The organism is Labilithrix sp. (genome assembly GCA_019637155.1).
Lineage (GTDB): Bacteria > Myxococcota_A > Polyangia > Polyangiales > Polyangiaceae > Labilithrix.
Genome location: JAHBWE010000001.1, coordinates 635,170 through 648,584, shown reverse-complemented (window position 1 = coordinate 648,584; position 13,415 = coordinate 635,170). Strand labels below are relative to the sequence as shown.

11 protein-coding genes are annotated in these 13,415 nt (G+C 70.8%); 8 read left to right on the top strand and 3 right to left on the bottom strand.

Going from position 1 to position 13,415, the window contains the following annotated elements; genetic code table 11:
- Positions 1-36 precede the first annotated feature (36 nt).
- Both KF837_02775 and KF837_02770 read right to left on the bottom strand, forming a co-directional pair.
- Positions 37-834: an alpha/beta fold hydrolase gene (locus KF837_02775; protein ID MBX3226204.1), complete on the bottom strand. Its 798-nt coding sequence runs from the start codon at positions 832-834 to the stop codon at positions 37-39.
- Positions 831-2,015 carry an alpha/beta hydrolase gene (locus tag KF837_02770; protein MBX3226203.1) on the bottom strand — a complete coding sequence of 395 codons (1,185 nt, stop codon included), beginning with the start codon at positions 2,013-2,015 and terminating at the stop codon, positions 831-833. Before KF837_02770 ends, KF837_02775 begins: the two co-directional genes overlap by 4 nt.
- 139 nt (positions 2,016-2,154) lie before the next feature.
- On the opposite strand from KF837_02770, the gene KF837_02765 reads away from it, so the two are divergent.
- The 8 genes from KF837_02765 to KF837_02730 all read left to right on the top strand — a co-directional run bounded on the left by KF837_02765 (position 2,155) and on the right by KF837_02730 (position 11,140).
- The gene (locus KF837_02765; GenBank protein ID MBX3226202.1) at positions 2,155-3,024 is read left to right on the top strand and encodes a pirin family protein; all 870 of its coding nucleotides are present in this window, start codon (positions 2,155-2,157) and stop codon (positions 3,022-3,024) included.
- Positions 3,025-3,039: 15 nt separating this feature from the next.
- Positions 3,040-3,882 (top strand): ribonuclease HII, encoded by an 843-nt coding sequence (locus KF837_02760; GenBank protein ID MBX3226201.1) that lies wholly within the window; start codon positions 3,040-3,042, stop codon positions 3,880-3,882.
- Positions 3,883-3,963: 81 nt separating this feature from the next.
- Complete coding sequence (locus KF837_02755; GenBank protein ID MBX3226200.1) at positions 3,964-5,598, top strand: fibronectin type III domain-containing protein; 1,635 nt, start codon at positions 3,964-3,966, stop codon at positions 5,596-5,598.
- A complete protein-coding gene (locus tag KF837_02750) occupies positions 5,599-7,020 on the top strand; it encodes a hypothetical protein (GenBank protein MBX3226199.1) in 1,422 nt (473 codons plus the stop codon).
- 64 nt (positions 7,021-7,084) lie between these two features.
- Entirely contained in the window at positions 7,085-8,092 is a 1,008-nt protein-coding gene (locus KF837_02745) for a hypothetical protein (GenBank protein MBX3226198.1), read from the top strand.
- Complete coding sequence (locus KF837_02740; GenBank protein ID MBX3226197.1) at positions 8,089-9,630, top strand: serine/threonine protein kinase; 1,542 nt, start codon at positions 8,089-8,091, stop codon at positions 9,628-9,630. The genes KF837_02745 and KF837_02740 overlap by 4 nt, the downstream gene beginning before the upstream one ends.
- 3 nt (positions 9,631-9,633) lie before the next feature.
- Positions 9,634-10,449 (top strand): SDR family oxidoreductase, encoded by an 816-nt coding sequence (locus tag KF837_02735; GenBank protein MBX3226196.1) that lies wholly within the window; start codon positions 9,634-9,636, stop codon positions 10,447-10,449.
- Positions 10,450-10,453: 4 nt separating this feature from the next.
- Positions 10,454-11,140, top strand: a complete 687-nt coding sequence (locus tag KF837_02730) for a hypothetical protein (protein ID MBX3226195.1) — start codon at positions 10,454-10,456, stop codon at positions 11,138-11,140.
- On the opposite strand, the gene KF837_02725 is transcribed toward KF837_02730, so the two are convergent.
- Positions 11,129-13,402: a beta-propeller domain-containing protein gene (locus tag KF837_02725; GenBank protein MBX3226194.1), complete on the bottom strand. Its 2,274-nt coding sequence runs from the start codon at positions 13,400-13,402 to the stop codon at positions 11,129-11,131. The two genes, KF837_02730 and KF837_02725, sit on opposite strands and share 12 nt — an antisense overlap.
- Between the last annotated feature and the right edge of the window lie 13 nt (positions 13,403-13,415).

Genomic DNA, 13,415 nt, shown 5'->3' with positions numbered 1-13,415 from the left:
CAGCGTATCCCACGCGAACGGGCGGCTCAAAGGCGCCTAGCCGCGTGCGCTCTGCACGTGCTCGGCGACGAGGCGGTTCGTCTCGTCCGCGCGCGTGATCGGGAGACCGTGCGCGGCGTCGCACTCGACGAAGCGCGCGCCCGGGATCGCCGCCGCGAGCGCGCGGCCGAACGCGGGGAGCGCGAGGCGATCGTGCGCGCCGCTCACGACGAGGGTCGGGACGTCCGCGAGCTCCGCGAGCCGCGCGCGGACGTCGTGCTTCGCCGCCGCGCCGAGCTGCTTCATCGCGATCGCGGCGGGATCGCCGAGGTCGCGGCCGAAGAGCGGCGCGAGCTCCGCCGCGTAGTCGTCCAGCGCGGAGGCCCGCGCGGCGCGCTCCGCGGGCGAGAGGAGGATCTCGAGGAAGGCCCGCCGCCGCATCGAGCGCGTGCCGACGTACGTGCGGAGCCCGGTCCACACTATCCACGGCGAGAGGCGGCTCGCCTCCGCGCCGCGATGGAACGTGCACATCAACGTGAGGCTCGCGACGCGGGCGCGCGCCTCGAGCGCGAGCGACTGCGCGACGAGGCCGCCGAGGCTGTGCCCGACGACGTGGGCGCGCTCCCAGCCGAGCGCGTCGAGCACCTCGAGCGCGTCGGCGCGCCAGTCGTCGATCGTGAACGCGCCGTCCGCGCGGCGGCTCTTGCCGGTGCCGCGGTTGTCGAACGACGCGCAGTGGAAACGATCGGAGAGGCCGGCGAGCTGCGGCTTCCACCCCGCGCCGGGGACGCCGGCGCCCTGGATGAAGAGGACCTTCTCCGCGCCGCCGCCGGCCGCCTCCCACGCGATCGTCACCGCGCGAGCGTACGATAAGAGCCGGTCTTGAAGTGGGCCGACTCCGGCTTCGCGGAGGAGACCGTCTCGAGGTCGTTCTCCTCGTGCGAGGTCCCCCAGCGCACGCTGTCGAGCGGCTGGAGCGTGACCGGGAACTGGAGCTGGAGCGGGAGCGCGACGCGGCCCGCCCACGACGCGGTGTGGTGCGCCTGCCCCGGGAACACGAGGCGATGCAGATCGAAGCCGACGTCGAAGCCCGCCTGCGTGAGCGCGCGCAGCATCGAGCGCGTGTGATGGAAGCCGTCGACGAGGCGGACGTCCTCTTCCATCGGCTGCGGAGCGGCGCCGGAGTCGAGGTAGAAGACGGGGCGCGGCTCCGGCGGCGGCGACGACTGGACGTGGCGCACCGCCCAGCGGTCCGCCCACCAGAACGAGCTCGAGAGGCAGGCCGCCTTGCCGAAGACGTCGGGCCGCGTCCACGCCGCGTAGAGCGCGAAGAGGGCGCCGAGCGAGCTCCCGAGGATGCCGGTGTCCTCGCGATCGGCCTCTGTGCGGAAGGTGCGGTTCACGTGCTCGACGACGCCGTCGACCATGAGCTCGAGGAACTCCTTCGCGTTGCCGCCGCCGTAGTGCGGATCCGGCACCGGGGTGAGGTTCTGGAGGCGGTACTCGGACGTATGGACGCCGACGACGATGAGCTCCGCGATCGCGCCGAGCTCGTAGAGGAACCACAAGGTCCCGTCCATGCCCCACGTGCCGAAGGGATCGGTCGAGTGCTGCCAGAGCGCCTGCCCGTCGAGGACGTAGAGGACCGGGTAGCGCTTCTTCGGCTGCTCGTCGTAGCTCGGCGGGAGGAGCACGTCGAGGCGCTGGGACTTTCCCTTGTGCTCGACGATGACGTCGCGCACGAACTTCGGCTCCGGGCTGTCGAAGTACGGCTCGATGCGCAGGTGCTCGCCCGCGTGCACGACGTAGTTGCGGCCCTGCGCCCAGTGGTCGTCGCGCACGACCTTGAGCTCGACGAGCTCGCCCTCTCTCATCGGCACCGAGAAGAGGTGGTGGTCTCCGATGCGCCGGGTCGGCGCGGTCGTGTGCTCCCAGGAGAGGGGCGCGTGACTGCCACGGAGACCAATCACGCCACGGTTTGCGGGATAGCTGACCTCGATCCAGGTCGGCAGGATGTCGTTCGATTCGTCGGTCACGGGTCGTCGATTTTTTCGCGTCTACGCGTGCGCATGCGCGCGGAGCGGTCGCTCATACTTCCTTCTCACCTTTGCCCGCACCGCGTCGAGACTAATCTCACCGCCTCCCGCACCAGCGAAGTAGGCTCGACCGCACGTCATGGCGATCGAGCTCCTCATCGAAGGACGGCCGCGCGATCTCGGAGGCTTCTCCGTCCGCCGCGTGCTCCCCGCAGTCCAGCGCCGGCTCGTCGGGCCGTTCATCTTCTTCGACCACATGGGGCCCGCCGACTTCGCGCCCGGGGTCGGGTTCGACGTGCGGCCTCATCCCCACGTCGGGCTCGCGACGGTCACGTACCTGTTCGCCGGCGAGATGCAGCACAAGGACAGCGTCGGCTCCGATCGCGTCGTCCGCCCCGGCGACGTGAACTGGATGATCGCCGGTCGCGGCATCGCGCACTCCGAGCGCGCGACCGCCGAGGGCCGCAAGAACGGCCTCGCGATGCACGGGATCCAGAGCTGGGTCGCGCTCCCGCTCGAGCACGAGGAGACGGAGCCGCGCTTCGAGCACCACCCCCGCGCGACGCTCCCGCACCTCAGCGTCGACGGCGCGTCGCTCGACGTCATCGCCGGCACGGCCTACGGCAAGACCTCGCCGGTGGGCGTGCTCTCGCCCACGATCTACGTCCACGCCCGCCTCGACGCGGACGCCGAGCTCCCGGTCGACGACGGCCACGAGGAGCGCGCGGTCTACGTCGTCGAGGGCCGCGTCCGGCTCGGCGAGCAGGCGCTCGGTCCCGGCGCGCTCGCGGTCCTCGAGCCCGGCGCGCGGGTCCGCGTCGTCGCGGAGGAGGCGGCGCGCGTCATGCTCCTCGGCGGCGCGCACCTCGAGGGCCGCCGCGAGATCTATTGGAACTTCGTCGCGAGCTCGAAAGAGCGAATCGAGCGCGCGAAGGACGACTGGAAGAACCGGCGATTCCCGATTATCCCCGGCGACGACGTGGAGCTCATTCCGCTCCCCGAAGTTTAGAAATTTGGAGAACCATTGGAGCCCTCGCTGAAGCTCGCCGAGATCCGCGCCCGCTACGTCGACGGCGACCGGCCGCTTCCGAAGGAGCTCGAAGAGCGGCTGCGCGAGGACCCGCGCTCCGGCGCGCAGGCGATCCTCCGCGCGATCGAGCGGCGCCGGCGCGCCCGCCGCGCGGAGGGGCAGCGCCTCCGGAGGATGCTCCGCTTCGAGCAGGAGCTGTGGACGAGCGGCGTCGTCCACGTCGCCGGCGTCGACGAAGCGGGGATGAGCCCGCTCGCCGGTCCGGTGTCCGCCGGCGCGGTCGTCCTCGCGCCGGGGACGCGCCTCGCCGACGTCGACGACTCGAAGAAGCTCACCGCCGCCGAGCGCGAACGTCTCGCCGTCGTCATCAAGGAGAGCGCGGTCGCGTGGGCGGTCGGCTTCGCGACGCCGGAGGAGATCGACCGCATCAACATCCATCACGCCGGCCTCCTCGCGATGCGCCGCGCGGTCGAAGGGCTCGCCGTCGCGCCCGCGCACCTCCTCCTCGACGCGCGGCTGCTCAAGGACCTCGCGATCCCGCAGCAGAAGATCGTGAAGGGCGACTCCCGGAGCCTCTCGATCGCCGCGGCGTCGATCCTGGCGAAGACCGCGCGCGACGCGCTGATGAGCGAGCTCGACGCGACCTACCCGGGCTACGGATTCGCGCGGCATAAGGGCTACCCCGTGAAGGAGCACGTCGCCGCGCTGCAGAGGCTCGGCGCGTGCGTCGTCCATCGCCGGTCGTTCGCGCCGGTCCGCGAGGCGCTCGGCCTCCCGCCGCTCGCGCCGGATCACTGGAAAACGACGCCCAGAGACGCCCCGATGACGACGGGATGACGACGGGATGACGACGGGATGACGCCACGGATAGCGACGAGCCGTTCTTCCCATTCGGCGGCACGCGCGTATGATGCGGCCGTGCTACGTCCTCGGTTTGCCTTTGCTTTAACGGCGCTGGCGCTCGCCATCGGCTGCGGCGGCGATGACGATCCGGCCGTCCGCTCGAACAACCTCGCGTTCGAGGGCGTCGCCTGGGTCGTCCCCGACGAAGCGGGCAAGCTCGTCGTCGCGTGGAAGCCGGCCCCGGACGCGCAAGACTACCGCGTCTACATCACGCGCCTCCCCGGTCGCGAGCTGAAGACGATCCCGATCAAGACCGACGGGACCGCGGTCACGATCACGCCCGAGAAGCAGGGCGAGCGCTACTACGTGATCGTCCGCGCCGCCGACGCGAGCGGCCTCGAGGACCGGAACACGATCGTGAAGTCCGCGATCGCGTCGCCGGACACGGCGCCGCCGAGCTTCAACGGATTGAAGACCGCCGAGCCGTCCGGCAACGCGGGCGCGAGGCTGACGTGGGAGCCGGCGACCGACGATTTCACCCCGCCGGAGGCGATCGTCTACGACGTCTACGCGGGACGGCCGCGGACCACCCTCACGCGCATCGCGCGGACGGGCCCGGGAGACACGACCATCACCCTGAACGAGCTCGGCGTTCCGCGAGAGCCGTTCGTGTTCGAGGTGCGCGCGCGCGACATCGCGAACAACGAGTCGGCCGGGGGCGCGGTCGTCAACTCCGCGCTCGGTCAGGACGCGACCCTCCCCACGTTCGCGGGCTGCGACGCGGCGACGGCGCTCGGCGCCACCTCGGTCGAGGTGACGTGGTCGCCCGCGACCGACAACCACTCGCCGGCGTCGGAGCTCACGTACGAGGTCTTCACGTCGACGAGCGCGGGGCAGTTCGACTTCACCGCCGACCCCGCGGCGAAGGTCAGCGCCGCGACGGCGGTGACGCTGACCGGCCTCCAGCCGGGCGTCACGTACTCCTTCGTGTGTCGCGCGCGCGACGCGGCCGGCAACGCGGAGGAGAACACGGTCGAGCGCTCCGCCACGACCGCGTCGGACGTCACGAAGCCCACCTTCGCCGGCATCAAGGGGTTCGACTTCGATCCCGTGATGCGCAAGGTGAAGCTGAGCTGGGACCCCGCGACCGACGATCAGACGCCGCCGGGGAACATCGTCTACGACGTGTTCGAAGCGCGGACCGCCGGCGGCTACGACTTCGACGCGCCGCCGCGCGCGACGAGCGCCCCCGGCGCGCCGTACGTCGAGCTCTCCGACCTCGCGTCCCGCGCGACGCTCAACTGGGTCGTGCGCGCGCGCGACGCGACGAACAACCGCGACGATAACCTCGTCGAGAGGAGCGGCACGACGGACACGAGCTACAGCATCGACGTGCAGGGCGTCTTCAACAAGAACTGCGCCGTCGTCGGCTGCCACGTGAGCGGACCCACGGCGGGCGGCCTCAACCTCGCGCCCGCGTTCTCGTATGACCAGCTCGTGGACGCGCGGTCCATCCTCGGCAACATCGACGGCCGGAACATCCCGCGCGTGACGAAGAGCAACCTGCAAGAGAGCTGGCTCTCCATCAAGATCAACCCGAACCCGCCGCGTGGTCTCGTGATGCCGGCGCCTCAGACGGGCAACGCCCTCACCGCCATCGAGAAGGACATCATCACGTCCTGGATCATGCAGGACGCGCCGAGGAACTAGATGCGCGCGCTTCGTCTGACCTCCCTCTCCGCTTTGCTCACGACGGCGGTCGCCGCCGGCTGCAGCCTCGTCAACTCGCTCGACGACGTGAAGCCCGCCGACGACGGGCAGTTCACGAGCGTCACGCGCCCCGACGCCGCCGGCGTGACGGTGGAGGAGACCGGGCCGCCTCCGACGACCGTCGACGCCTCGGAGACGTCGACGACGGGCGAGGCGTTCTCGCCGCTCGTCGTCGGCGGCGAGGTCGCGTCCGACGGCGGTGTCCTCGAGCCCGTGCTCACCGTCCTCGACAGCAAGAGCGGGCGCGAGGTCTCGACGCGCGAGAGGATGTGGGTCGCGGGCATCGCGCACGATGCGCCGCGCGACCTCTGGTACATCTTCGAGGCCGCGACGCACTTCATCGCGAACACGACGGAGGACGTGAAGCTCCACATCCGCCGGCTCGACACCACGACCGGCGCGTGGACGGAGCTGTCCGCGGTCGCCGTCGGACCGCTCGTCTACTACGACGCGATCGGCGTCACGAGCGAGCGCGTCTCGATCGTCGCCCACCCCGCGTCGGGCTCCGCCTTCCGCCTCGTCACGATCAACACGACGAACCCGGCGTCGCCGGTGGTCGCGACGCCGATCACGCTCCCGCAGAACCCGCGCGGCATGGTCGCGACGCGGAGCCTGTCCGGCACCGGCGGGTACCTGAGCTTCTACAACCCCGGAGTGCCCCCGGCGACGCCGCCGAGCGACGCGGGAACCGAAGACGCGGGGCCGCAGCCGACGCCCGAGTGCGAAGGCCCGCAGGGCAACATGGTCTGCGTCGTGCGCGCGCGGCAGTACTTCCTCCCGAACGGCACGGACGTGCCAGTCGCGCAGGGCTCGCACACCTACGGCCGCATGGCGCAGACGGGACAGCCCGGCTTCGGCTCGATCGTCTGCAACGCGGGCCCGGACGACGTGACGCTCCTCCCGCTCGCGGACGGCGTCCACGCCCTCTACACGCGCCCTTACCTCCAGCCGGCCACGAGCCAGCTCCCGCTCCGCACCTTCACGATGTCGACCGAGGCGACCGCGCCCACCGTCCTCCGGAAGGCGGCGATCGACAACGCGCGCCGCCTCGTCTTCATGGTCGAAGCGAACGCCGACACGAACCTGCACGCGATCTCGCTCGATCCGAGCGTGCTCGTGCAGCGCGTGTCGATCCGCCACTCCGGCCAGTCGGTGTACTACGACCCCGCATCGGAGACCGTCTTCGCACCTTTCAACCAAGGCGAGGGCTACACGTTCAGCCCCTTCCTCGTCCGCGGCGGCCCTTCGTCGTTCAACCTCCAGGAGCGCACCGCCACGACGCCCGACGCGCCCTGGACCGCCCCCCCGGACCTCCGCCCCACCATCCTCGGGATCCGAGAGCCGCTAGATCTATGCCAATGATTCCTACTTTTTGTCCTCTCTTCGGGTGAGGAATTTTCCACCCACCGTTGCTATGCTGCGAGACGTGCGGCTTCTGACATTTTGCAGCGCGGCGGCGTTCGCCCTGATGTGCAGCGCCGCCCCCGCGTTCGCGCAGGGAAAGCCGGCGCCTCCCGCCCCGGCGCCCGCGCAGCAGCAGGACGCGCTCCAGCAAGCGCGCCTCCACTTCGCCGCCGGCGTTAACCTGCTCCGCGATCCGGCGAAGCCCCGCTACGAAGAGGCCTACCGCGAGTTCAAGGTCGCGTACCAGCTCTCGCCCGCCGCGCAGATCCTCGGCAACCTCGGCCTCTGCGCGATGATGCTCGAGCGCGACTCGGAGGCGATCGAAGCGTACGAGAACTACATCAAGGGGATGATCGAGATCGCCCCCGCCGAGCGCGAGCAGCTCGATCGCGACCTCCAGACGTTGAAGCTCGGCGTGGCGCGCGTGACCTTCACGAGCAACGTCCCCGAGACGACGATCCTCGACCGGCGCATCCCCACCCAGGGCGACTCGATCAACAACGTCTACGGCCCGCTCACCGCGACGGTGCCGTTCCCGGTCGGCATCCGGCAAGGTCATCACATCATCACCGCGCGCGCGCCTGGCAAGCAGGAGATCGTCTGGGAGGTCGACGCGACGGCGGGCGATCTCGGCGTGCACCCGTTCGAGTTCCCGGAGGACAAGGTCGCGGTCGCTCCGGCGCAGCCGAGTCAGATCGTCTACGCGCCGCCGCCCCCGCCGCCGGAGCGCCCGATCCCGAAGAGCTTCTGGTACGGCGCCGGCGCGACCGGCATCCTCGGCATCGCGACGGTGGTGACCGGCATCGTCGCGACGAGCACCGCCTCTTCCTACGAGAGCGCCAACGACGGCACCAACCCGGAGCGCGCCGACGAGCTCCGGAGCCGCACGCTGGGGCTCAACGTCACGACCGACGTGCTCCTCATCGGCACGATCGTCGCGGCCGCTTTCACGGGCTACGTCTACCTTACGCGACCGGAGAAGGAGCGCGCGCCGGCGACGACGGCGTTTCTGAGAGGATTCATCCGATGAGCGCAGGCCTCCCCGCAACCGGCGAGCTCCTCGAGGGCAAGTACCGCATCGAGCGCGTCATCGGCGAGGGCGCGTGGGGCGAGGTCCTCGAGGGCGTCAACGTCCGCATCAAGCGCCGCGTCGCGATCAAGGTCCTGAAGGCGCAGTACGCCTCGAACCCGGCGATGGTCGGGCGCTTCGAGCGCGAGGCGCTGGCCTCGACGCACATCGAGTCGCCGCACGTCGTCCAGATCTTCGACGCCGGCGTGCTCGCCGACGGCCGCCCGTACATGGTCATGGAGTTCCTCGTCGGCGAGGACCTCGGCAAGCGCATCGACAAGGCGAAGGGCAACAAGCTCTCGCTCATCGAGTCGATCGGCTACTGCATCCAGACCGCGCGCGGCCTCGCCGCGGCGCACGCGGCCGGCATCTTCCACCGCGACATGAAGCCGTCGAACGTCGTCATCGCGAAGACGAAGTCCGGCCGCGAGGTCGCGAAGATCGTCGACTTCGGCATCTCGAAGCTCCTGAACGATCAGGAGGCGACGTCCAACACGCAGACCGGCACGATCATGGGCTCGCCCGTGTACATGTCGCCGGAGCAGGCGCGCGGCGCGAAGACGACCGACCACCGCTCCGACATCTACTCGCTCGGCGTCGTCCTCTACGAGTGCGTCACCGGGCGCACGCCCTTCGTCGCCGACAGCTTCAACGAGCTCCTCTTCAAGATCGCGCTCGAAGAGGCCCCGACCCCGCAGAACCTGCGCCCGGACATCGACGACGACCTCAACGCCATCATCGTCAAGGCGACCGCGCGCGCGCCCGAGGCCCGCTACCAGACGGCGGCGGAGCTCGAGGAGGCGCTGATCGGCTGGCTCCAGAAGAACGGCGGCCAGGCGGGCGACTGGGCGACCGACACCGGCGGCCGCGGGCTCGACCTCACCGCGTCGCCGACGCGCGGCAAGTCGCTCCCCGAGATCCTGATCACCGGCGAGACGCCGAACGCCCCCGCGACGACGACGGGCGCGAACCAGACCGACGCGAGCGTCTCTCCTCCCGCCACCGTGGGCAAGGAGACGAGCACGAGCCTGTCGAAGACGGCCGACCCGCTGAAGGAGTCGGCCGGCGCGCCGCCGAACGGCTCGAAGAAGAAGCTCGTCTACGCCGGCGCCGCCGCCGCGCTCGCCGTCATCGGCGTCATCGGCATCTCCACGATGCGGGGCCCGGGCACGACGGAGGTGAAGCCCGACCCGAAGACGGCGTCGAGCGGGATGCAGACCGCGGACACCGCGACTACCGCGGACTCCGTGAACACCGCGGGCACCGCGGCGCCGAAGCCGTCCGAGACGGCGCCGGCGATGGACACCGGCGACTCCGCCACGACCGCGGCGGCGGACGCAGGCGCGACCGCGACGAGCGCCACCGCCGGCACGAAGCCCGCGTTCACCCATCGCCCAGCCCCGGGGCCCGCCCCCGCCGCCCAGCCGGCGACGAAGCCCACGACCCCGGCGAGCGCGCAGACGAGCGTCGGCGGCCGCACGATCCGCACGGACTTCTGAGCGCTGGCTCCGACCGTCGTCGTCACGGGCAGCACCAAGGGTCTCGGGCTCGGGCTCGTCCGCGCCCTCGTCGCGCGCGGCGCCAACGTCGTCGTGTCGGGGCGGAAGGACGCCGACGTGGCGAGCGTCTGCGCCGAGCTCGGCGACGACAAGGCGCACGGCCGCGCCTGCGACGTCTCGAGGTACGACGACGTCCGCGCGCTCTGGGGCTCGGCGCGGGAGCGCTTCGGGCGCGTCGACGTCTGGGTGAACAACGCGGGCACGAGCAACGCGCAGCGGCCGTTCGTGGAGCTGCCGCCGAGCGACATCGCCGCCGTGGTCGGGACGAACCTCGCCGGGATGATGAACGGCTCCCGCGTCGCGCTCGAGGGGATGCTCGCGCAGGCGCCGCACGACGGATTCCACGGCCTCCGCGGCGCGGTCTACAACATGGAGGGGTTCGGCGCCGACGGCGCGCGCCAGCGCGGGATGGCGCTCTACGGCAGCACGAAGACGGCGCTCCGCTACTTCACGCGCTCGCTCGTCGACGAGACGCGCGACAGCGGGGTCGTCGTCGGCACGACGAGCCCGGGCATCGTCGTGACCGAGCTCCTCACCGGCGTCTACGAGCGAGGCGAGCCCGAGCTCTGGCGCTCGAAGCGGCGCCTCTTCAACTTCATCGCCGACCCGGTCGAGACCGTCGCGCCCTGGCTCGCGCGGCGGATCCTCGACAACACGCGCCCCGGCGCCCACCTCGCGTGGATGACGGTGCTCAAAGGGGCTCTGCGGTTCTTTCGACCGAAATACTGGCGGCGCGACCTCTTCGCGAAGGGCGGGTGAATCGATGAAGCTCTTTCGCCAGGCGCTGATCTTCACGTTCCTCGCGCACGGCGCCGCGATGCTCGGGATGGCCGCGTTCCTCCTCCCGCTCGTCCCCGGCGGCGGCGGCGCGGGCGACGACGTCGAGCGGATGATCCGGATCGCCGATTCCCCCGTCGCCTATCGCCTCGGGTGGCTCGGCTGGCAGATCACGGCCGTCTCCGACATCGTATTTGCCATTGCGCTACTTCGAATTACGAAGCCGGGGACGAGGCCGCGGACGTTCGCGATCGTCACCGCGGTGCTCGTCGGCCTCGCGGTGCTGCCCGATCAAGCGGCCCAGTTCCTCCTCGTCACGCGCGGCGTCGAGCTCGCGCGCGAGGGCGCGGAGGTGCGTGACGCGACCGACTTCCTCGCGTTCGAGGGCGTGATGTTCCCGCTCACGTCCGGGTGGGCCGCGATCCTCTACACCGGCGCCGCGATCGCGTGGACGCTCACGCTCCGCGTGCGCGGAACCTGGAGCAAGCTGCTCGGCCGGCTGTCGCCGCCGATGCTCCTCCTCTTCGTCGCGATCTCGCTCGCGCCGCTCGTCCCGCGCGCGGTCCGCCCCTCCCCCGAGCTGATCGGGGCCGGCAACGCGCTCGCGTTCACGGTCCTGGAGGCGTGGTTCGTCGCGGTGTGGATCGTGATCCGGAAGCCGTCACTCGAATGAGAGGTCGGCGAGGTCCTTGCCGAAGTGATCGATCTTCTGCACCTTCGCGCGGTCCTCCGCGATCGAGTAGACGAGGTCGTCGAGGAACACGCTCCGCTTCACGACCGAATTCGCGTTCGACCACCAGGTCTGGCAGTTCGCGCCCCGCGCGCCGTGGTCGACGCCGCCGAGCCGCGTGAAGCCGCGCTCGACGTCGACGTCGTAGACGAGCAGGCCGCTGAAGGCGAGGTTCGAGCCGAAGCTGCCGTTGCCGCCGCCCTCGCAGATCGTCATCGGCACCGCGAGGAGCCCCTCGCTCGGGAGCCAGTTGAACGCGAGGTGGTTCGTCGCCGCCTCCGAGCTCGAGCCGCGCGTGCCGATCGTCTCCTTGTGCGTCAGCTTCGGGTTGGTCGGCTCCTTCACGTCGAAGAGCTGGAGGATGACGCCGTTGAAGTAGGCGAAGTCGCCCTTGTCGTCGGCGTCGAAGCCGATCGACATGAGGTGATCGGGATCGATGCGGTGGAGGTACGTCGAGAAGCCGGGGATCTTGAGCTCGCCGAGGACCTTCGGCTGCTGCGGCTGGAACATGTCGATGACGAAGAGCGGGTCCGTCTTCTTGAACGTCACGATGTAGCCGCGGTCGTCGTCGAAGCGGACCGCGCGGATGTCCTCGCCCGGCGCGATGTGGTCCACCGCCCCGACGCGGACGAGGTTCCCGCCCGCGGCCTCGGCGAAGATCGAGATCGCGCTCTCCACCTTCGGATCGGGGACGCGGCCCTTGGAGGTGGCGACTCGCAAGTAGCCGTGCCACTCGTCCATCGAGAACTGATTGAGCACGTGCCCCGGCACCGTCCCGCTGCCGACGTATTTCGTCTCTTTCGGTGAGCCGCCGATACGGAACTTGTGAATGTCGCTCACCTCGGGCGTCGACGAATAATGCGAATACCAGCGGTTGCCCGCCGTCCGCTTGTGGACGACGGAGACGTAGAGCGCGCGGTCCGACGCGAACACCGCGCCGGGGCGGCTCTCGATCGTGGACGTCGCCGGCGCGGTCTTGTCGTCCGTCAGGTCGAAGGAGACGACGCTCGTGAAGGCCTGTCCGTCGCGGATCGCCGGCTTCAGGATCCCGCCGCACATCGTCCGCTCCACGCCGTCCTCGGTCACGGTCGGATATCCCGCTTTGTGCTCGCTCCGGATCCTCGCCTCGTTCGCGGCGCGGAGCTTCGCGAACTTCGCGCGGACCTCCTCCTCCGGGGTGCCGCACATCTGGAAGTCGGCGGGCCAGCGGTCGAACGCGGGGCGATCGACGTCGCGATCGGCCACCACGGTGTGGACCGCCTTGCCGACGCGGCGCGCGGCGATGAGCGAGCCGGAGAGCTGGATCGAGCGCACGAGGCGCGGCTTCGCGCGTTCGGCGAGATCGAAGACGAGGACCTTCGTCGTCGTGCCGTCGCCGCCGAATTCGCAGTCGTACGCGTAGGTGCACGCCTTGCCCGCGTGGCCGTTCGAGACGTAGACGACCGCGCGATCGCCCTCCACGAACATCTCGCGCGGCTTGCCGTCGAGCTTCGTCGTCGACACGACCTTCGGGTCCATCGCCTCGAGGACGCGGAGCGCGCCGTTCGCGACGACGTAGACCCATCGGCCGTCGGTCTTGACGATGTCGGCCTCGTCGACGCCCTCGACCTGGGTGTTCGTCTTCGACATGACCTTCGCCGATCGCGGCGCGCTCCCGCGAGCGCTCCCCGCCGCCGAGCCCGCGCCGTATCCGATCGTCCCGATCGTGCCGAGCCCGATCCCCTCTCCGCGTCCGCCGCCGCCCTCGCCGACGCCCCAGAGACGGAGGCCGTTGCCGTCCTCTTGCGCCTTTCGCCAGCGGTACTCCTCGCGCATCTGGCGCCAGCACGCGGGCTGCTCGTCGTGCCACTCCTTGTACGACTCGGCGAGCGCGGCGCGCATCTCGCGCAGCACCGGCTCGACGTCCTCCGACGTCGTCTGCTCGCACGTCATCGAGGTGAGGCGCGCCTCGGCGAGCTGCGCCGGCGCGGGCTCGCCGGGGAGCGGGGTCGTGATCCTGAGCTGCGGGACGCGCCGCGGGGCGACCGCGCGCGCGGTGCGCGGCGGCCTCGGGTTCGAGCCGATCGCGGGCTCCGGCGCGTTCGGCGCGTCCGGCGCGCCCGGCGCGGGCGCGTCCGCTCGCGGCGCATCTTTCGGCGGCGGAGTCGAGATGGCGTGCTGGGCACACCCGGCGACGAGCACGGCCAGGAGCGAGATCCTTCGCATGCCCCGTCCGGAC